The organism is Rhodanobacter ginsengisoli (assembly GCF_042657065.1).
GTDB classification, from domain to species: Bacteria; Pseudomonadota; Gammaproteobacteria; order Xanthomonadales; family Rhodanobacteraceae; genus Rhodanobacter; species Rhodanobacter ginsengisoli.
This window is the reverse complement of the sequence record NZ_JBHSNF010000002.1, coordinates 809739-830397: the sequence shown is the minus strand read 5'-3', so window position 1 is coordinate 830397 and position 20659 is coordinate 809739. Positions and strand designations below refer to the sequence as shown.

The 20659-nt window shown below is 62.5% G+C and carries 17 protein-coding genes; 4 read left to right on the top strand and 13 right to left on the bottom strand.

The window, feature by feature from the left end; translation table 11 throughout:
• Positions 1-67: 67 nt before the first annotated feature.
• Both ACFPPA_RS12950 and pilB read right to left on the bottom strand, forming a co-directional pair.
• Complete coding sequence (locus tag ACFPPA_RS12950; protein ID WP_377320479.1) at positions 68-1336, bottom strand: type II secretion system F family protein; 1269 nt, start codon at positions 1334-1336, stop codon at positions 68-70.
• A gap of 143 nt (positions 1337-1479) precedes the next feature.
• Positions 1480-3201 carry a type IV-A pilus assembly ATPase PilB gene (gene pilB / locus ACFPPA_RS12945; RefSeq protein ID WP_377320477.1) on the bottom strand — a complete coding sequence of 574 codons (1722 nt, stop codon included), beginning with the start codon at positions 3199-3201 and terminating at the stop codon, positions 1480-1482.
• A gap of 365 nt (positions 3202-3566) precedes the next feature.
• On the opposite strand from pilB, the gene ACFPPA_RS12940 reads away from it, so the two are divergent.
• The 3 genes from ACFPPA_RS12940 to ACFPPA_RS12930 are packed head-to-tail and all read left to right on the top strand — an operon-like array spanning position 3567 to position 6337.
• Positions 3567-4421 (top strand): glycosyltransferase family 2 protein, encoded by an 855-nt coding sequence (locus ACFPPA_RS12940; RefSeq protein ID WP_377320476.1) that lies wholly within the window; start codon positions 3567-3569, stop codon positions 4419-4421.
• Positions 4414-5571, top strand: coding sequence for a glycosyltransferase family 4 protein (locus tag ACFPPA_RS12935; protein WP_377320474.1), 1158 nt, complete (start codon positions 4414-4416; stop codon positions 5569-5571). Before ACFPPA_RS12940 ends, ACFPPA_RS12935 begins: the two co-directional genes overlap by 8 nt.
• Before the next feature lie 37 nt (positions 5572-5608).
• Positions 5609-6337, top strand: a complete 729-nt coding sequence (locus ACFPPA_RS12930) for a class I SAM-dependent methyltransferase (RefSeq protein WP_377320473.1) — start codon at positions 5609-5611, stop codon at positions 6335-6337.
• Between the two features lie 45 nt (positions 6338-6382).
• Here the strand turns inward: ACFPPA_RS12930 and ACFPPA_RS12925 are convergent, their stop codons facing one another.
• Positions 6383-7387, bottom strand: a complete 1005-nt coding sequence (locus ACFPPA_RS12925; RefSeq protein ID WP_377320471.1) for a glycosyltransferase family 4 protein — start codon at positions 7385-7387, stop codon at positions 6383-6385.
• 172 nt (positions 7388-7559) lie between these two features.
• Between ACFPPA_RS12925 and ACFPPA_RS12920 the strand changes: the two genes are divergently transcribed.
• A complete protein-coding gene (locus ACFPPA_RS12920; protein ID WP_377320469.1) occupies positions 7560-8609 on the top strand; it encodes a glycosyltransferase family 2 protein in 1050 nt (349 codons plus the stop codon).
• A gap of 23 nt (positions 8610-8632) precedes the next feature.
• Here the strand turns inward: ACFPPA_RS12920 and ACFPPA_RS12915 are convergent, their stop codons facing one another.
• The 10 genes from ACFPPA_RS12915 to ACFPPA_RS12870 all read right to left on the bottom strand — a co-directional run bounded on the left by ACFPPA_RS12915 (position 8633) and on the right by ACFPPA_RS12870 (position 20643).
• Positions 8633-10147 (bottom strand): lipopolysaccharide biosynthesis protein, encoded by a 1515-nt coding sequence (locus tag ACFPPA_RS12915; RefSeq protein WP_377320468.1) that lies wholly within the window; start codon positions 10145-10147, stop codon positions 8633-8635.
• A 10-nt stretch (positions 10148-10157) separates the two neighbouring features.
• Positions 10158-10970: a cephalosporin hydroxylase family protein gene (locus ACFPPA_RS12910; RefSeq protein ID WP_377320466.1), complete on the bottom strand. Its 813-nt coding sequence runs from the start codon at positions 10968-10970 to the stop codon at positions 10158-10160.
• 45 nt (positions 10971-11015) lie between these two features.
• Positions 11016-11657 carry an acetyltransferase gene (locus tag ACFPPA_RS12905; protein ID WP_377320464.1) on the bottom strand — a complete coding sequence of 214 codons (642 nt, stop codon included), beginning with the start codon at positions 11655-11657 and terminating at the stop codon, positions 11016-11018.
• Complete coding sequence (locus tag ACFPPA_RS12900) at positions 11654-12778, bottom strand: DegT/DnrJ/EryC1/StrS family aminotransferase (RefSeq protein WP_377320462.1); 1125 nt, start codon at positions 12776-12778, stop codon at positions 11654-11656. Before ACFPPA_RS12900 ends, ACFPPA_RS12905 begins: the two co-directional genes overlap by 4 nt.
• Positions 12775-13998, bottom strand: a complete 1224-nt coding sequence (locus ACFPPA_RS12895; protein WP_377320460.1) for a methyltransferase domain-containing protein — start codon at positions 13996-13998, stop codon at positions 12775-12777. The genes ACFPPA_RS12900 and ACFPPA_RS12895 overlap by 4 nt, the downstream gene beginning before the upstream one ends.
• On the bottom strand, positions 13995-14549 hold the full coding sequence (gene rfbC, locus ACFPPA_RS12890) for a dTDP-4-dehydrorhamnose 3,5-epimerase (protein ID WP_377320459.1): 555 nt from the start codon (positions 14547-14549) through the stop codon (positions 13995-13997). Before rfbC ends, ACFPPA_RS12895 begins: the two co-directional genes overlap by 4 nt.
• A complete protein-coding gene (gene rfbG, locus ACFPPA_RS12885) occupies positions 14546-15622 on the bottom strand; it encodes a CDP-glucose 4,6-dehydratase (protein WP_377320458.1) in 1077 nt (358 codons plus the stop codon). Before rfbG ends, rfbC begins: the two co-directional genes overlap by 4 nt.
• Positions 15619-16389: a glucose-1-phosphate cytidylyltransferase gene (gene rfbF / locus ACFPPA_RS12880; RefSeq protein WP_377320456.1), complete on the bottom strand. Its 771-nt coding sequence runs from the start codon at positions 16387-16389 to the stop codon at positions 15619-15621. Before rfbF ends, rfbG begins: the two co-directional genes overlap by 4 nt.
• A gap of 97 nt (positions 16390-16486) precedes the next feature.
• Positions 16487-18589 (bottom strand): tetratricopeptide repeat protein, encoded by a 2103-nt coding sequence (locus ACFPPA_RS12875; protein WP_377320717.1) that lies wholly within the window; start codon positions 18587-18589, stop codon positions 16487-16489.
• The gene (locus tag ACFPPA_RS12870; RefSeq protein ID WP_377320454.1) at positions 18589-20643 is read right to left on the bottom strand and encodes a tetratricopeptide repeat protein; all 2055 of its coding nucleotides are present in this window, start codon (positions 20641-20643) and stop codon (positions 18589-18591) included. The genes ACFPPA_RS12875 and ACFPPA_RS12870 overlap by 1 nt, the downstream gene beginning before the upstream one ends.
• Positions 20644-20659: the final 16 nt, after the last annotated feature.

The window sequence follows — 20659 nt, the reverse complement described above, 5'->3', positions numbered from 1 at the left end:
CGCAAAGAAAACGCCGCATTATCGCCGGATCGCGGCAACAACTGCGGCGTCTTCGGGTTGGGGCGGTCTAGAACGTGCCGGCGAGCTTGAAGATCGGCAGGTACAGGGCGATGACCATGCCGCCAACCAGCGTGCCCAGCACCACCATGATGATCGGTTCAAGCAGGGTGGACAGGGTGTCGACCGCGTTGCTGACCTCTTCCTCGTAGAACTCGGCGACCTTGAACAGCATGTTGTCCAGCGCGCCGGATTCCTCGCCGATAGCGGTCATCTGCACCACCATGTTGGGGAACAGGCCGGTCTGCTTCATCGCCAACTGCAGCTGATGGCCAACCGAGATGTCGTCACGCATCTGCTTCACGGCATCGCCGTAGACCACACTGCCGGTGGCACCGGCCACCGCGTCCAGCGCCTCGACCAGCGGTACGCCGGCGCGGAAGGTCACGCCCAGGGTGCGGGCGAAGCGGGCGATCGCGGAGTTGCGCACGATATTGCCCATCACCGGCATCTTCAACGCCATGCGGTCGAGGAAATGGGCAAATTTCACCGAGCGCTTCTTGGCGATGACCAGCGCGGCGATGCCGCCCACGATGATGCCGACCACGATGAACCAGTAGCTCTGCATGAACTCCGACGCGGTCACCAGCAGCTGGGTCGGCGCCGGCAGCTGGGCGCCGGCGTCCTGGAAGGTCTTGGCGAAAACCGGCACCACGAACAGCAGCATGATCAGGATGACCATGAACACCACCGCCAGCACCATCATCGGGTAGAACAGCGCCTTCTTGATCTTCTTCTTGATCGCTTCCGTGCGCTCCTTGTAGGTCGCCACGGTATCCAGCACGGTGTCCAGCACGCCCGACGTCTCGCCGGCATGCACCAGATTGCAGTAGAGCTCGTCGAACTGCACCGGGTAGCGGGCCAGCGCCTCGTGCAGCGCGGCACCGCCCTCGATGTTCTGTTTCACGTCGAGCAGGATGTTCTTGAAGCGGACGTTCTTCTGGCCATCGGCGATGATGTCGAACGACTGCACCATCGGCACGCCGGAGGCCATCATGGTGGCGATCTGGCGGCTGAATACCGCGACGTCGCCTGGCTTGACCGTGCTGCCGGTCGCGCCGAACAGCGGTTTGGAGCGCTCCCGCACGGTTTGCGGGTTCATGCCCTGGCGGCGCAGCTCCGCCTTGACCAGCGAGGCGTTCTTCGCCGGCATGTCGCCCTTCATGCGTTTGCCGCGTTTGTCCAGCGCCACCCACTCGTAGGTGGTCAGCTTGCTGACTTCGGCACGCTGGGCGCCAAGCGCGCGCGTCTTGTTTGCGTTTGCGGTAGCCGTGGCCATGCGCATCTTCCCCCAGTTGTTCGATCCCGAAGCCGCTCAGGTGGGCGGCTGGCAAGGTATTTGTACAGCTTATGTCATTTTCGAGGCGGCAAAACGTGGCGCTGGACGCAAGTTCGATGCCGCAGGTGTCCCGGATTCACCAATTACTCCTTGGTCACCCGATCGATTTCGGTCAGGCTGGTCAGTCCCTGCTTCACCTTGAGCAGGGCGGATGCGCGCAGGTCATTTATCCCGGCGGCCTTGGCCACCTCGGAGATCTGCATCGCATTGCCGCCCTGCAGGATGATCTTCTGGATTTCCTCCAGCATCGGCATCACCTGATAGATGCCCACGCGGCCCTTGTAGCCCTCGTTGCAGCCCTCGCAGTTGCCTGCCTCATAGACGGTCAACCCCGCATCGATGTCGGCCTGGGTGAAACCCGCTTTCAGCAGCACCTGCGGCGGCAGCTCCATCGGTTTTTTGCAGTCGTGCAGACGCCGGGCCAGGCGCTGGGCGATGATCAGGGTGACCGACGAGATGATGTTGTATGGCGCGATGCCCATGTTCATCAGGCGCGCGATGGTCTGCGCGGCATCGTTGGTATGCAAGGTGGACAACACCATGTGACCGGTCTGGGCGGCCTTGATCGCGATCTCGGCGGTTTCCAGGTCGCGGATCTCGCCGACCATGATCACGTCCGGATCCTGACGCAGGAACGAGCGCAACGCGCTGGCGAAGGTCATGCCCCGCTTCACGTTCTGCTGCACCTGGTTGATGCCCTCGACGCGGATCTCGACCGGGTCCTCCACCGTCGAGATGTTGCGCTCGGCGGTATTGAGTATGTTCAGGCCGGTATACAGCGACACCGTCTTGCCCGAGCCGGTCGGGCCGGTTACCAGCACCATGCCGTACGGTTTCTGGATAGCATCGAGGTAGAGTTTCTGCTGATCCGGCTCGTAGCCGAGCTTCTCGATGCCGATCTTGGCCGAGGACCCGTCCAGGATACGCAGCACGATCTTCTCGCCGAACAGGGTCGGCAGCGTGCTCACACGAAAGTCGATCGCGCGGGTCTTGGACAGGTTGAGCTTGATGCGCCCATCCTGGGGGACGCGCTTCTCGGCGATGTCCAGCTGCGCCATCACCTTGATGCGTGAGGAGATGCGGTTGGCCATCTTCATCGGGGGGCTGGCCACCGCCTTGAGCATGCCGTCCATGCGCAGGCGCACCCGGTACTGGGTCTCGAACGGTTCGAAGTGGATATCCGAGGCGCCACGACGGATCGCGTCGACCAGGATCTTGTTGACGAACTTCACCACCGGGGCGTCGTCCATGGCATTGGCATCGATGCCGGTGGACTCGGCCTCGTCATCGCCTACTTCAATATCCAGATCGTCCAGGTCGCCACCGCCCATGTCGGGCATGGTGTCGCGCATGTTGCTCAACAGGCTCTCGATCACCCGTTGCAGCGAGCCGCGTTCGACCAGGATGGGTTCCACCATGCAGTTGGAATGGAACTTGATCTCGTCAAGGGCATGCGACTGCATCGGGTCGGCGATGCCGACAAACAGCCGCTTGCCGCGACGGAACAACGGCAGCGCCTGATGCTTGGTGATCAGTGCCTCGCTGATCAGGTCCAGCGGCATAGTCGCGGGGTTCAGCGAAGCCACGTCCATCATCGGCATGCCGAATTCGACCGAGGCGATCCGGGTCAGTTGGGAACCCTCGACCAGGTTGTGATCAAGCAGCCATGCTCCCAGCGAGGCCTTCTGCTGGCCGCAATCGGTCATCGCCTTGCGTACGTCCGCTTCCGGCAGCACGCCCTCGGACACCAGGCGGCGCGCCATGCCCGACAAACCCGCGAGCGACGGTTGCATTTGAGATGACATAACCAACGTGACCCTTTCCCCGTATGTGGTTGAATCTACCGCAGTCTGGCGCTCAGGTCATCCATTCCCTGCAGCTACGACCGGTTCGTGGTGATGCGGCGCACAAACCGATCGTCCCGTGGCCTTCCCGGACGGGCGCGATCGACACTTTTGGCTGAGGCGTCCCGGGTCCCGGGGCTACGGATCCGGGGCCCCGGCCGGGTTCCTATCGCCCGTACCGACTCCTTGGCGGAAGGATCTGCGGCCGATCGGTCGTGCCTTGCCGGAAGCGACCGCTGCGGTGGACCAATCATGAAACTCCAACATCCGGCACAGCCGCCGGTTGGCCTTCACGCTATCATCGGCGCTTCATGGGGGAGCCAATTTTGAACCAGCTCAGCATCATTTTACCCGCCAAGAACGAAGCGCCCGCGCTGGCATCACTGTTGCCGAGCCTGCGCGCCGCGTATCCCGGCGCGGAGATCATCGTGGTCGACGACGGTTCCACCGACGATACCCGCAGCATCTGCCGGAGCCATGGCGTCGAATGCCTCTCCTCGCCGTATTCCATGGGCAACGGCGCGGCGATCAAGCGCGGCGCCCGTGCCGCCACCGGCGACATCCTGGTATTCATGGACGGCGACGGCCAGCATGACCCCGCCGACATCAAGCGCCTGCTCGACCAGTTGGGCCGTGGCTACGACATGGTGGTGGGCGCCCGCGACTGGGGCAGCCAGGCCGGCGTTGGCCGCGGGCTCGCCAACACCTTGTACAACTGGCTGGCCACCCGCATGACCGGTCACCCGGTACTCGATCTCACCTCGGGCTTCCGCGCCGTGCGCGCGGACAAGTTCCGCGAATTCCTGCACCTGCTGCCGAACGGCTTCAGCTACCCCACCACCAGCACCATGGCCTTCTTCCGCAGCGCCTATCCGGTGGCCTATATCCCGATCAAGGCCGCCCAGCGCGTCGGCAAGAGCCACATCAGGCCGCTGCGCGACGGCGTGCGCTTCCTGCTGATCATCTTCAAGATCGCCACGCTGTACTCGCCGTTGAAGCTGTTCGTGCCAGCCAGTGCGATGTTCTTCCTGCTCGGTTGCGCAAATTACGCCTGGACCTTCATGCATGAGGGAAGGCTTACCAACGGCAGCACGCTCATGTGGAGTGCGGCGGTGATTGTGTTTCTGATCGGACTGGTGTCTGAGCAGATTACCGGTTTGATGTATCGACGCGATGCCTGACAGCAAGCCCTCAACCCCTCTGGCGTTGCTGGTAACACGTAATTTTCCGCCGCTGCTTGGCGGCATGGAGAAGGTCAACCAGCATCTGCTTGCCGCCTTGCAACCGGCCTGGCGCATCGCGCTGTGCGGGCCGGCCGGGTGCGTCGCCCACGCGCCACTGAACACCGAGGTGAGCGAGAGCGGAGTCAAACCGTTGGCGGCATTCTTGGCTGCAACCCTCTGGCGGGCAATGCTGTTGGCGTTGCGGCGCAGGCCCGAATGGGTCATTGCGGGGAGTGGCCTGACCGCGCCGATCGCATGGCTAGCTGCACGTTGCAGCGGGGGCAGGGTGGCGGTCTATCTGCACGGACTCGACATCGTGGCACCGAGTCGGGTTTATCAGTCGTTTTGGTTGCCCTTCATTCGACGTTGTGACGTAGCCCTGGTGAACAGCGCCAGCACGGCGCGGTTGGCACAGGGGCATGGAGTGCGATCCGACAAGTTACACGTGTTGCATCCGGGAACTGATCTGCCCGTGCTGGATACGAATGCCAGGCATGATTTCCGCGAGCGGCATGATTTCGGGCAGCGGCCGCTGCTGATTTCGGTGGGACGGCTGACCCAGCGCAAGGGTCTGGTCGAGTTTGTGACCAGGACATTGCCGACCATCGTCGCCCGGCATCCGGACGCACTGTTGCTCGTCATCGGCGATGAAGCCAGTGATGCCCTGCACACGCGGACTGGTTCGGAGCGCGAACGCATTCTCACGGCTGCGCACCTTGCAGGTGTCGAGTCCAGCCTGCACTTTCTCGGTCGTTGTGACGAGGCAACCCTTGACGCCGCCTATCAGGCTGCCGATCTGCATATTTTCCCTGTGCTCGACTTACCCGGTGACGTGGAGGGTTTCGGCATGGTGGCGCTGGAGTCTGCGGCTCACGGTTTGGTCACCGTCGCCTTCGCGGTGGGTGGTGTGCCCGATGCGGTCCAGGATGGCCGGACTGGCACCCTGGTGGAGCCCGGCAACTATGATGGCTTGGGCGATGCTGTGATTAGACAATTGGCACAGGCCCGCGATGATGCGGCAGGTGCCTGCCTTGAATTCGCGGCAGGCAAAGCATGGTCAGTTTTCGGAGAACGCTTGCGCAAGATTCTGAGGTCTTCCGATGTCTGATGCCCGAGCCCGCAATCATCTTGGTGATGGGCACAGCATGTCGTCGGTGCGCCAGCCGCACGCCGTACTCGATCTTCCATCGCGCCGCCTGAAGGGTCTGAAGATCGAACGCCTGCTGGATCTTGCCAGTCGGCCGCAACCCATTCACATGCTCGAAGTCGGTACGGGTTCGGGCGGCATTGCACATTACTTCGGCACGCACGAGCATCTGCATTGCGAAGTCGATGCAGTGGACGTCCACGACAACCGATTGATCAGCGATGGGTATCGCTATCATCAGGTTCAGGGGACCCAACTACCGTTTGCGGACCAGTCATTCGATGTCGTGCTGACCAATCATGTGATCGAGCATGTCGGTGACCAAAAGGCACAAAGTGCGCACCTGGCGGAGCTGCGGCGGGTGATGCGCGAAGATGGCGTGGGCTACCTCGCTGTGCCGAACCGCTGGATGTTGGTGGAGCCGCACTACCGGCTGGCATTCCTGAGTTGGTTGCCCCATGCCTGGCGTACGCCGTATCTGCAGGCGATGCGCAAAGGTGAGATATATGACTGCGAGCCGTTGACGCAGCGGCGGGCGGAGGCGATGCTTCACGCAGCCTGCTTCCGGTTCGAAAGCAAGGCGGTCGAAGCCTTGCACTTGACGCTGGAATTGGAATATGCGCGCGAATCGATTTTTCGGCAAATCCTCGGACGCATTCCCGACGGTATGCTTCGCGCGGCCAGCGCATTGATCCCTACCTTGATCTACCGCTTCGAGCGCCGATGACGACAATGGTGGCTGGCTTCGGATGAGCGGCGCGCCGTTGCTTACTCAGTCGCATGCCGAAAACACCTCACGGTAACCATCGATCATCTGTTGCAAGGTGAAACCGGCAAGGATCCTTTCGCGGTTATAGGCGCCCATCTCCGCACGCAAAGTGGGGTCGTTAGTCAACTGAAGCAGGTATTTCAGCATCTGCTCGCGATCATCCATGTCGAACAGAAATCCTCCCTTGCCATGCTCCACCAGTTCCGGAATCGAAGAGCATCTGGTCGCCACGATCGGCAGGCCACAGGCCATCGCCTCGAGGACGGCGAGGCTCAGGCCTTCTCGCCGGGTTGGGAAGAACAGGATGTCGGCTTGTTGATAAAGGCCGGCCATTTGTTCATGCGTGCGGCGTGGAATCGCAATCAGCCTCGTCGTCGCCGATGGAACGTCCACGCCAGAGTCCCGCAGCCCGGTCGTGTATTGCATGAGCACACCACTAGGCAGGCGATCGGCCAGCGCCTCTAGATGGTGCGAACCTTTCAAGCGACGTGGATTGCCCGCAAAGAGGATGTGTACCGGATCGCGCCGGACTGGTGGAGCGGGCTTGAAGAGCGCGCTGTCCACTCCGTTCTTTATGACTACCAGACGCCTCCCGACCTGATGCTGCTGCACTACCAGCGACGCGGTGAAGTCGCTCACGGCGGTTACCCACCTGGCACGCTTCAACGATGCGTCTACCGCGGGTGCGATCACATATCGATGCAACAGGCGTTGCTGGCGAGTCATTGCACCGAGCAATTCGGGATCCAGGCTGTAGCTGTGAAATGTTGCGACCAGCGTCGAGTCCCTGTGCGCAACCCAGGGGCCAAGCTCTGGCTGGGCATGCGTAATGGCGCAGGGCTGACCTGGCCGCATGCGCAGTAGCGGTGGCAGCAACCCGGCCCATGGCGAAAGAGGGTCCGTCCGGTAGCCGGGGATGCCTTTTTCCAGTGAGCGATGCACGATCATCACTCCGCTGCCGGTAACCACTGGCGCGCTTATCAGGGTAGGGTCAAGGGCATGGCTCATGCCTGTCGTTGCGCGCTGTGGCGGCGGCGTGTCAGTTGATGTCATGCGTGGATGATATGCCAAGGATCTGCGAACCATTGCGTCAGGGCATAAGAAAACGCGATTGTCGGTGTCGGGCTGCCAGGATGGAAGATAAGCTAGTCTGCCAACCTCGCCGCAACCATCACAGCGCATGAATGAAGCGATTACCCCCCTGATCAGCACGATCATTCCGACCTACCGGAGGCCTGCGCTGTTGCAGCGTGCGATCGCCAGTGCGATAGAACAGCAAGGCGTCGACGTATGTGTTTCCGTGTTCGACAATTGTTCGGGTGACGATACGGCGGACGTTGTCAACCGCCTGGCGCGCAGCCATGGTCGGATCAAGTATCACTGCCACCCAAGCAATCTTGGTGCTGGAGCTAATTTCGACTTTGCCATGCGCAGCGTCGATACGCCGTTCTTCTCGATCCTGTCCGACGACGATTATCTGTTGCCGGGTTTCTACGAGCACGCAATTGCCAGCCTGGCGGAGCATCCCGAAGCGATGTTCTGGGCCGGCACGACGCTGAGTGTGGATGAGCACGGAGTCATCTGGGATGCCCGCGTCGATCGCTGGCCGAGGGAGGGGCTGTTCAATCCGCCACAAGGGCTGATGGCGATGATGCATGGCATGGCACCCGTGTGGACTGGCATCGTGTTCCGGCGGGAGGTACTCGAGCGCGTGGGCTTTATCGATCAGGCGACGCTGGGGCCATCCGATCTGGATTTCATGCTGAGGGTGGCGGCGTCCCATCCCTTTGTGCTCAGCAAGCATCCGTCGGCGGTATACATGCTCAACAACGATTCGTTCAGTGCCACGCAACCGCTTTCCGCGTTCTGGCCCGGCTGGCAGAAGATGTTTCTCAACATCGAGGCCAACGAGTCACTCGATGAGGAAAGCAGGAACGCAGCACTGGCTGCCTTGCACCATGATGCGCAGCGCATGTTGTTCCGGCGTGGCGCAAATGCGCTGGCGGCAGGACGCTACGATTTTGCACGCGAGGCGGCGCAGGCGTTGCAAGGTTACTACGGTAGAAAGAGATGGCCCTGGACGTTGAGGTTCCTCGCCTCGCTCTGCGAAAGCGTGCCCCGCTTGCAGCGGCTCTACGCGGGTGCCTACCGTGCGTGGGAGCGCCATCTGGTCGCATCGCGTGCTGATCTGGAGGCGCGTTACGGTCACCTGGTGCAAAGGCCGTCTTGAGGGATGGTGTCGCCCGAACGGGTTCAGCGGTGCGAGGCGAGCCATTCGCCCAGCTGTCGCCGCAGCATCTCACGCACCAGAGGAGCCGCCAGGGCCGCTGACAGCAACGTTGCGACACTCACCATGGCCAGCAGGAAGATCCCCTCATAGCTGCGTGACAATGCCGGAAGCAGCTTGCCGACTACCAACACACACGCGGCGGCGGCGATGGCCGGTGGCAGCATGTCCCGAACGTACCAGCGAGCCATTTCTCCTCGCAGCAGGCGCCGATGCATCAGCGGAATGCTGATCGTGACGAAAGCAAGATTGGTGGCAAACCAGAGCCAGGCGGCGCCTACGATGCCATGGTGCGCGACGGCCCAGATGCAGAAGGGGATGCCGAGGGCCAGTGCCACGAGGTTTGCGCCAACGGCAAGTCGGGTCCAGCCGTGAGCCAGCTGCAGCGCGTAGGGCAGGTTCATCAAACCATTGAGCGCCGTGCCGGCAACGAGAATCGACAGTGGCAGTGCGAGCTTCGCTGCCGTGGCGGGGTTGCCGGTCCACAGGTAGATCACATCGCGGCCAAACACTATCAGCACCGCGGCAACGGCGGCGGCGACGACCGCCAGGCATTGATTGCTCAGATGGTAGAGGTGAGTCAGAGACTCCTGCTGGCGCAACGACACAAGTCGGCTGTAGCGCGGGTACAGCGCGTTGAACATCGGCTGGATCATGCGGCCCATGCCGGCGGCGATACTCATCGCCAGGCTGAAGTAACCGAGTTCAGCCAGTGGCAGCATGGCTGATATCACGATGCGATCAAGCTGGGAGAGCATGACCGCCAAGGCCATGATGGCGACCAGGCCGCCGGCGAAGCGCCCGGCAGCACGGAGTTCTTCGGCGCGGAAGGCTGCCCTTCGTTGCGGGTTGGTCGGCAACATGCGCCACAGCGTCGCGGCAGAAACCAGAGACTGGCAGGCGCCCATCGCGGCGTACCACCACATGAAGGCGCTGATCGTGGGTGAGACCCAATACAGCACTGCCAGCACACCGGCACCGCGCAAGGTGGCGAATCCGGCATTGATCAGGTTGAGTGCTGGCTGCCGCTCGAGTCCGGACAGTCCATTGGCGTAGAAACTGCTGGGCCACTGCAAGGCTACCGCCAGCCCCATGATCGCGATGGCATGCGCGGTTGCCGCGCGGCTCAGCTGTTCGGGGTGCAGCCAGCGATTCGCCAGCGGGCTGCTGGCGAGCCAGACCGCGGTGACGATCATCAGCGCGATAGGCCACACCAGCCACTCGAACGTGCGCACCAGGTCGTCGAGCGTATGCGCGGCGCGGGAGTCGTGCGCGCGCCTCGCCAGTTCACGGTTCAGCACGCCGCCCATGCCCAGGTCGAATAGCATGGACAGCGCCTGGATGCTGAGCATCAGGCCGACCAGACCGAACGCTTCCATGCCGAGCACCTTGATGTACAGCGGTATAAACACGACCCCCATCAGGGCCATCCATACCTGCCCGGCATAGTTCGCCAGGATATTCGTGCGTAGTGTGGGCATGGGCGAGGCGCTAGACGCGGCGCAGGTAGCCGTTCGGTGCCACCGTGATGAGCAGTTTGCATTCCAGTGCGCTGTCGACTTCAAAGGCCAGCGGGGCATCATCGGCGGCCGAACGGTTTTCCTCCTTCAGCCGGCGCAGGTATTCCCACACGGCGGTCTTGGGGTTGTTGCCCTTGCCCCATGGACGATTCGGGAACATGGCGTCCGGCAAATCCTCCACCACGGTATCGAACACGATGCAGTAGCTGCCCGGGGAGGTCAGTGGCGCATAGGCCTCGAGCTCGGCAAGTACGTGATCGTGGGTATGGTTGGAGTCGAGGATCACCAGGATACGCTGGTGATCCTTGGCGAGGCGGTGGACCTGGGCAATCACGTCGGGAGCGATCGACGAGCCCTGGATCATGTCGATCCGGTGCGACATCGGATGCGCCTCGATGGCGGCACGGTTGTGCGCGCGAATGTCGATGTCGATGCCGAGCACGCGGCGGCGGGTGGCCTTGGGGTCGAGCGTCTGGCCGCTCTCGACTGCGTCGCAGTAGTCGAGCAATGCGAGCATCGACGCATTGAGGATCAGAGACCCGCCATGGGCGATTCCCGTCTCAATGATGAGGTCGGGCCTGACCTGCCAGACCAGTTCCTGCATCGCCACCATGTCCTGTGGATACTGGATGATCGGACGACCAAGCGACGAGAAATTGTAAGAATATTTATGCTGAAGGGAGTGCTGGAACCACTGGAATGCACGATCCTTCAACACTTGGTCCTGTCCCAGATTGGCAATATTTTTTCTGCGCTCGCGTTCGAATTCTTCTATGGCGTTCATCTGATCTTCCAGCGATTTGCGTTGCGGGATGTTACTTGGAGCAAGTCAGCGCCGAAGGCTTCTTGCGGGATTACCGGCCACGACTTCATCGGCCGCGACATCACGAATAACCACGGCGCCGGCTCCGACGATTGCGCTGCGACCTATCTTCAGTCCTGGCGACACGACTGCCCCGACACCAATGAATGCATAGTCCTCAACTCGTACTTCACCTGCCAGATTAGCGCCCGGGCCCACGTGGACACCCTCGCCGATTACGCAGTCGTGGTCGATCGAGGCAGACGTATTGACGATAACCCCGCGTCCAAGCTTCACGTTGGCGCAAATGGCCGACATCGCCAGAATTTGAGCACCATCGCCGATCTCCGCATCGGCCGCGACAAAAGCGCGCGGATGAATCACGGTCAGCGGCTGCATGCCCTGCTGCTGAAGCCATTCCTGAAGGAGCACGCGGTCGCTCCCCCGATGGCCCCCGATTGCCACGCAAGCACGAACCTCTATCGCCTCGGTCCGTGCAGCCAGCCATGAACGCAGCCCTTCCTCACCGAGATAGATCGGAACATCCGGGAAAGGTGAGGGGATGGGTCGGTTGTCGAATACAGCGAGTATGCGGAAATCGGCGCAGGGCAATGCTTCGCGCAAGACGCGCGCCTGCCCCGTACCGCCCCAGAGAATTACGTCTCTCATGACCCGGCCGCCACAAGTCTGCTTACGCAGGCGATAACTCGATCCTGTTCCTCTTCCGTCATGTCGTGATAGCTGGGCAGGTTCATCGCTCTGCCCGAGAGCGAATGACTCACGGCGTGCTCGGGGCAAGGCCGGAACGAGGGCAGCGATGACAGTGGCCAGAAGAATACCCGGCCGTCGATATTGTCCGTCTTGAAGGCCTCCAACAGTGCCGCACGGTCAAACGGCACGTCGTCATTGACGACAATGGTTGGCATCCAGTAGCCATTGGTTGTATCGGCTGGCTCAGGGTTCATCCGAAGAGGCAGTGCGCGCAAGGCGTTGCGGTAGTAATCGAAAACCCTGCGCTTGCCGGCGATCAGTTCATCGGCGCGCTCCATCTGACCACAGCCAACGGCGGCCTGCAGGTTTGACATCTTGTACTTGAAGCCGATGGTCTCGGGCCAGAACTGCTTTGTCTCGCCGCGCGCCCTTCCATGGTTGGACAAGGTCAGTGTCCGTTCGTACAACGCATCGTCGTCGGTGACGAAGACGCCGCCTTCGCCAGTGGTCACGGTCTTCGTGCCGTGGAAGGAGAACGCGCCGAAGATGCCCATGGAGCCCGCGCGATGTCCATGCCAGATCGAGCCGATCGCCTCTGCGGCGTCCTCGATCACCGGAATGCCGTGACGCTGACCGATTTCCCGCAACGCGTCCATGTCGCACAAGTTGCCGTACAGATGCACTGCGAGTATTGCCTTGGTTCTCGGCGTGATCGCAGCTTCCACCGCTGCTGGATTCAGGCACCAGCTGTCGGCCAGCACGTCGACCAGCACGGGAGTTGCACCAAGGTGGATGATGGGTGCCGCCGAGGCAATCCAGTTGATATCGCCGAGTACCACTTCGTCGCCCGCACCGATACCCATGGCCGCCATGCCCAGGTGCAGTGCGCCGGTGGCACTCGACGTGGCGATGGCATGCTTCACGCCCAGATGCTCACTAAACATCGCTTCGAAGCGGTGGATGTAGTCGTAGCAGCGCTCACCCCAGCCGTTGCTGGCAGCATCGGTGGCGTAGCCAATTTCCAGCGAGGTGATCGATGGCTTGGTGTAATGGATTCGCGACTTCAATTCGGTGTTCACAGGATGGCCAATTGCGGGACGGCGACAACAAACTGGCCACCCCATTCCCGAATGTAGCTGAGCTGGCTGGTGATTTCCTCGCGCAGGTTCCACGGCAGGATCAGCACGAAGTCAGGACGTTGTTCGCGCAGGTGGGATTCGGCGACGACGGGAATTCGCGAGCCGGGCAACCAGTGTCCCTGTTTGTGCGGCGAGGCGTCGACCACGTAAGGCAGCAGGTCTGGCCGCACCCCGGCATAGTTCAGCAGGGTATTGCCCTTGGCCGCCGCGCCGTAGCCGGCGACGGTGCGCCCGGCGCGTCGCTGTTCCAGCAGAAAGGCCAGGCAGTCGTTCTTGACTGCATCGGCCTGTGCCTGGAACCCTTGATAGTAGGCAATCCCCTGCATGCCTGCCGCGGCCTCGATGCGCAGCAGTGCCGACACGGCAGGCATCTCTGCATGTTGGCTGTTGACATGAGCGGCCCACAGGCGCAGCGACCCGCCATGGGTGGGTAGTTGTTCCACGTCCCACAGCTTTAGCCCGTGTGCCGCGAAGATCTGCTGCACGGTATGCAGGGAAAAATACGAGAAATGCTCGTGATAGACGGTGTCGAACTGGCGCTTCGCCACCAGTTCCAGTAGATGTGGAAACTCCACCGTGATCGTGCCTTCGTCCGCCAGTGCCAGCGCCAGACCGGCGACAAAGTCGTTGATGTCAGGCACATGGGCCAGCACATTGTTCGCCACGATCAGATCGGCCGCGCGGCGCTCGCGCACGAACTCGGCGGCAAACTCGCGGCCAAAGAAGCGCTCCAGCGTCTCGATCCCTTTCTCGCGCGCCACGTGGGCGGTGCCGTGGGTGGGTTCGATGCCGACGCAAGGAATGCCGCGGGCAGTGATGTATTGCAGCAGATAGCCGTCGTTGGATGCGATCTCCATCACCAGGCTGTCGCGGCCCAGCGCCAGTCGCGCGGTGGCGTGCTCGACGTAACGTTCGGCATGGGCGAGCCACGAGCGCGAAAACGAGGAGTGGTAAACGTAGTCGGCAGCAAACAGCGCGGCGTGTGACTGCACCTCGTCCACCTGCACCAGCAGGCAGTTCCGGCAGGTGAACAATTTCAGCGGAAACCAGGCCTCCGGTGCGCTGAGGGCATCCGCCGTCAGGAATGCATTGGAGGGTGGTGCGCTGCCGAGATCGAGGAAGACATCGTGCAGCGGTGTGGCGCAGTAACGGCATTTCATGGCTGGATTCCCGCGAACCCGGTGTCTTTCACCGATGGAAGTTGCTGATCCCTGCTGGAAACCTGCGTCACCGGCAAGGGCCAGGTAATGGCGATCGCTGGATCGTCGTGGTGCAGTCCGCCCTCCTTCTCACGATTCCATGCCGCGCTGTGCAGGTACAGCAATTGCGCGTCGTCGCTGAGCGCCTGAAAACCATGGGCGAAGCCTTCCGGGATGAAGAGCTGGGTCTTCCCATCCTCATCCAGTTCAACGCCGTGCCAGCGCAGGAAGGTCGGTGAGTCGGCGCGCAGGTCGACCGCGATATCGAATACGCGACCGCGCAGGCAGCGGATCAGCTTCGCTTCCGCGGCCGGTGGATACTGGAAATGCATGCCGCGGACGGTTCCCCGGTGATAGGTCCTGGAAACGTTGATCTGTGCCCAGTGCAGGCCGGGTCGCAGGGCGGCGCATTCGGCTTCGCAGAAAACCCGGGAGAACTGGCCGCGCTCGTCCTCGATGCGCGTCGTCTCGATCAGGGTGAGGCCGGCCAGGGGAGTGGTGAGGAACTTCATGCGGCCCATTCCAGTCCGGCCGCGTGAGCCGAGTCCACGTAGGCCTGCAGGTTCTCGCGGCTGAGCAAGTGGCTTTGTTCGTAGTACTCCCGATACCACTGGATGGTCGACTGCAGCGTGGTGTCCGCGTCCCACACCGGCTGCCAGCCAAGCTGCTGTTTCGCCCTGGAGGAATCCAGTTGCAGGATGTTGGCCTCGTGCGGGTGCGGTCCCGGTTGGTGCGCACTGCGCAGCGCCGGCCAGTGCGACTGCATCAACGAGACCAGCGCCTGTACCGGCAGCGTGGCGTCGGCGGAGGGCCCAAAGTTCCAGGGCCCCTCGACTGCCTCGCCTGCCAGCAGCAGCGCGCCCAGCCTGAGGTAGCCTGACAGCGGCTCAAGCACGTGCTGCCACGGGCGAACCGCGTCGGGATTCCGGATCTGCAGGGTCGAACCGGTGGACGCGGCACGCACCAGATCCGGCACCAGCCGATCCTCCGACCAGTCACCACCGCCGATGACATTGCCCGCGCGCGCCGTAGCGACACGAGGGCCGGCGTCGAGAAAGAAGCTCTTGCGATAGCACTCCGTCACCAGCTCGGCGCAGGCCTTGGACGTGCTGTAGGGGTCATGGCCACCCAGCGGGTGATCTTCCCTGTAGCCACCATCAGTGGTCTGTTCCAGATAGACCTTGTCGGTGGTGGCGTTGACCAGGGCGCGCACCGACGGGGTGGCGCGCACAGCTTCGAGCAGGTTGACCAGGCCGAGCACATTGGTGTCGAAGGTGACGACCGGTTCGCGATAACTGCGGCGGACCAGGGGTTGGGCGGCCAGGTGGAAGATGATTTCCGGCTGCGCGTGCTGCAGGGTCTGCCGCACCGCTGCTGCGTCGCGCAGATCCACGTGCAAGTCCTCCACTTCGCTCAGGCCAAGCAGGTTCCAGTGCGCCGGTTCAGTGTCAGGTGCCAGGGCCAGCCCCGTAACACGTGCGCCCAGCGCGGTCAGCCACAGACACAGCCATGAGCCCTTGAAACCGGTATGGCCGCTGACCAGCACCCGTCGTCCGGCGTAGACGCCTCCAAACAGATCGTTCAAGGCCAGACTTTCCATGGGGCATCGCCGTTTTGCCAGAGCTCCTCGAGTTTCAGCTTGTCACGCAGCGTATCCATCGGCTGCCAGAACCCGTTGTGCGTGTACGCGGAAAGCTGGCCATCACGCGCCAGCGCCTCGAGCGGGTCGCGCTCCCAGATCGTGGCGTCGCTCTTGATGTAGTCGAGCACGGCGGGCTCAAGGATGAAAAAGCCGCCGTTGATCCATGAGCCATCGCCCGAAGGCTTTTCCTCGAAGCGGGTGATCCGGTGGTCCTGGATATCGATGGCACCGAAGCGGCCCGGCGGCTGCACCGCGCACATGGTGGCCAGGCTTGCCCTGGCCCTGTGGAAGTCCAGTTGCGCGGTGATGTCGATATCGGCGAGGCCGTCGCCGTAGGTGAAACAGAACGTCTCGCCGTCCAGGTAATTTTCAACGCGCTTCAGTCGACCACCGGTTTGGGTCTGGTCGCCGGTATCGACCAGGGTGACCCGCCACGGCTCGGCATGCTGATGGTGCACGTCCATGCGGTTGTTGGCCAGATCGAAGGTAACGTCCGAGGTGTGCAGGAAATAGTTCGCGAAATACTCCTTGACCATGTAGCCCTTGTAGCCCAGGCAGATGATGAAGTCGTTGATCCCGTACTGCGAGTAGATCTTCAGGATATGCCAGAGCACGGGCTTGCCGCCGATGTCGATCATCGGCTTGGGGCGCACTACGGTCTCTTCACTGATTCGTGTGCCCAGACCGCCTGCGAGGATGACTGCTTTCATAGGTATCTGGTTTGCCATATGACCTGACGATTAGAGACCAAGGATAAAGGGTTGGCGCGGGAATGAAATCCCTGCACTGCCTTGGTGTCCGTGCCGGTTATTTGAGACCCGGCAGGGTATGCAGGGTAGACAGGTCATGATCCAGCCTGCCGCCGATGTTCAAGGCAGCGAGCTGCTGTAGTGCGTGTTCGGCTTCGGCCCTTCGGCCTTGCGCCGCCAGCATGCGAATCAGGGTAATCTGGTACGCAGGCTCATTCGGGCTGCCGTTGACGGCGTCCTGGATCATGCGCTCACCAAGCGCATGGTCGTCCAGTACGTTCCAGGCGTAGTCGCCATACGTGGCGAGCAGGCGCGGGCTGGAACCCGGATGTGCCAGCGCCGCCAGGAACGCTGCCGTCATGGGAGCCTGGGGCAGGTCGCAGCGCTGCTCCCGTACGCACTGCGTCAGCGCCGCCAGGGAGCTTTCGTCTTGCACGCCGGGTTTGTGTGCCTTCAGTTTGGCGATCATGCTGATCCACCACGCATCCTTGATCGGCAAGTGCATGCGCGCATTCATGAAGATCAGCGCCTGTTCGGGCAAGATCGAAGAATCCGGCAGCGCGGCAGCTCTTTCCAGCGGCGCATAAACCAGTTTCGTGAATGGGGAAGCCGGGTCGTAGCGGGAATAGATGATGTAGGTGCGGCCCAGTTCGTACTGTGCGCGCGGCGATCGCGGCGCGCGGCTGGCAAGATCCTCGGCAAGCCGCAGCGGATTGCTCCATGCGTAGGCCGTAAAAGCGGTGAGCGCCGTCCAGCACACCATCAGTCCGCCGAGCAGCACATGACGGGGCAGCGCGAAGGGCGCGGTGCGGGGCGCGGCGAGCATGGGTGCGACGGCCAGCAGCAAGCCGAAACTGGCGAAGTAGTTGCGGTGTTCGTAAATCAGCTCCAGCGGCAGGATGGTGCCGGTAAGCAGCTGGCAGCCGAGGAACAGCGCGATGCCGAGTGCGGCCAGCGGCTGGCGTCGGCGCAGCCAGAACATCAGCACGATCAACGCGGCGAGGAACACGATGCTGACCAGGGTGCTCCACGGCGTCAGCAGCCCCTGCGAGATATGGAAATCGTCGTGATAGAACGAGAGCGCACCCGGGGTCGGCAGCAGCGTCCACCCGATGTAGTCGACTACGATGCGTGCCTCGCTGAGCAGGCGCGTGGTCAAGGTGAAATCACGGCTGGCCCATGCCCCTGAATTCAATATGCCCGGCAGCAACCATGCCAGCCCCGCGATCATGGGTAGCACCAGCACCAGCAGAAACAGGCCGATTACGCGACGATCGCGCGGCGGAGGCGGTAACGCATTCGGTCCTGGCTCCAGGGCAGCGTTCCGCCGGGATTGAAAGTCGAACACAATCCACTCGATCAGCAGCGCATACAGCGGCAACATCACCGCTGTTTCCTTGGCCAGGATGCCGACGGCTGCCGGGATGGTGATGCTGGCAAGACAGAGGATGAAGCCCCGGCTGCTGGTTGAAGGGCAATCCCACTCCAGCATGCGGCGGCGCCCGGCAACATAGCCGATCAGGCCAAGCAGCACGAACAGGTTGGCCATGCTCTCCATCCGCTGCACGACATACAGCACGCCGGTGAGGTTGATCGGCAGCAGCATCCAGCCGGCGGCGACCAGGGCCGCGATGACGCCGATGCGGCTCCGCGTCTCAGGGATGCTCCCTCCGATCGTAGGAGCGCACCCTGTGCGCAATGGCTCTACGTGATCTGGCAAAAGAGCGTCGCGCACGACCGGAGGAAGTCCCTTCTTGTAGACAGGGTGCGCTCCTACCAATGAAGCAGGCCAACGTGGGACCGGCGAGGAACGCAGCAATGCCCGTGTCAACAGGAACACCAGCAAGCCGTTGAGCAGGTGGATGACCAGGTTGGTCAGTTTCATCCAGTACGGATCGAGCCCGCTAGCGAGGTAGTTGGCGGCGAAGCTCAGCGACGCCAGCGGCCGCTTGAATTCGCTCGATGGCGAGGACAGCGCGGCGTTTACCAGTGACGACAGGCTGGCGTCATGCGGCTGCACGCCGTGGTTGTCGACAATGTTGGGAAAGTCGTCGAATACGAAGCCACCTGACAGGCCGGGCCAGTAGACGGTTGTCGTGACGGCGAAGGCCGCCAGCAAGATCCACCGATGCCAGGATGGGCGAGAGGGTGTTGGATGCATCAGGGTGTTGTGCTCTGGAGCGGTACAGGTACGGCAGTATTGTTGCTGCTGGCGCGCGCGTCGAGCGTAAGCTGATGTCTCAAGCGGTCCACCTCGCGCGGCCAGAAATCCTGCCGGGCAAGCACCCATGCGTGGACCATCGGCATGCCGATATTTGGAGCCATGGTCTGATCACGAACCTGCTCATAGTGGTCGAGCAGACTGAGGCCTTGTTTCGGATACTCGTGGGCGCCAAGCAAGGCTGCTGCCTGCAGGGCCATGCCCGGACGCACCTGAAGATCGAGCGCGTGGACGAAATTGGCCAGTGCTCGATCCGGCTGGTGTTGCGCGAGGGCGATGCGGCCCCGCAGGTAGATCAGGTCCTGCCTTGGGCCGGCCGCGGTCAGTCGCGGATTTTGGAGGCCCGCATCGATCAGGCTCAGCAGGACCGCGGGGCTCCATCCGGGACAGCGCAGCGAGATGGCCAGCGGCAGGCTGCGCTCGCTCCATTGAATCAGGAGCGATCCGGTGTTGGCCGTGCCAAGCATGGCCTTGCGAGCCACAGTGATGTCCCCAGAGTCGATGCCGCCGGTCATGCAGCGCGCATCGATCAGATTGAATACGAGCTGGGCCTGATCGGGTTGTTTCGCAAGCAGTTGCTGCAAGCGACGAATGGCATCCTGCGGATGTCCTGTACGCATCTCGACATCGGCTGCGTTGGCTTGGGCGCGTGGTGAATCGGGATTGATACGGGCCCAGATCAAAGCCTGCGCCTGCGGGTTGCCCCATAGCTCGGCGCGGGTATGGGTCATCCAGGCCAGTGCCAGCGGTAGCGCCAGCATCAGCGCGCGTTTGAGCACCAGCAGGCTCCGCGTATCGGCTAGCCACAGGCCCAACGGCCAGAACATCAGCATCGCCGGCAAATAGTTGCGATGCTCGAAATACAGTTCCAGTGGAATCGAGGTGGATTCCAGCAACTGGCCCGCGAAATAGAACAATATCGCCAGCGCCAGCGCCGGGTATCGCCGGCGTTGCCACCAGGCGCCCGCGATCAGCACGAACACCGCGAGCATCGCGGGGAGCGTCGTGGCTGGATGCAGCCACGAGGTCGAGGCCACGTACTGGTCGTTGAACAGCCCGCTGGAAAACGGTCGCGGCAGCCACAGCAGGCGCAGGTAGTCCAGCAGCACGCGCGGCTCGGTCAACAGCCTTTGGGCGTAGCTCCATGGGCGTATTCCCGGGGTGCCGCCAACCAGCATGCCGTGGATTGCGGTCCAGCCGAGATAGCCAAGGAAGGCGGCGGCGGGGACGATGGTGAATAGCAGCAGGAAAAGACGATAGGCTCGGCCCGCCCGGGCCGGCAGCGGCCAGCGCGGCGCCAGCACGATCACCTCGATCAGCAACGCGTAAAGCGGCAACAGCGCTCCATTGGCCTTGGCCAGTACCCCGAGCAAGGTAAAGCTACCCAAGCCCAGCGCACACCAGACCAGGCCCGCACCCCGCCGGTTGTCCTCCAGCCGCTGACGACCGTGCAACCACAGCAGCAGTCCGGCCATGCCGCAGGTCGCTGGCAGCATCGCTTCCCGCTGGACGATATACAACGTGGTCGAGACCAGCAGCGGGTGCAGCAGCCATAACGTGCTGCCTAGCGCGGCGGCAAGTCGTGCGCGCCGCAAGTCGTGCCCCAACCGCTGGCCGAGCGCGGCCAGCAGCAGATAGAGCAGGCTTCCATTGGCCAAGTGAAGCAGCAGGTTGGTGCGCTTGAACGGATAGGGATCGGCCGGCCAGTTGTGCGCGTCGAGCAGAAAGGTCAGCAGGGTCAGTGGTCTGCCCGTGGGATCCGCCTTGCCCGACGTGATGTAGCGCCAGAATACATCCCAGTGATCGATCGGCCCGCTGTTGCCCAGGGCCGGCAGACTGCCAAAGTCGTCAAACAGAAAGCTTCCCTGCAGGCCCGGCCAGTAGACGATCAGTGCGAGCAGCAGCGCCGACAGCAAAAGGGCGAGAGCCATTGGAATGCGGATGCGGTAATGCATGATGCCCAACGCGAGGCCGAAAGAAGAAGGGCCGCGCATGGCGGCCCTTCCAGGT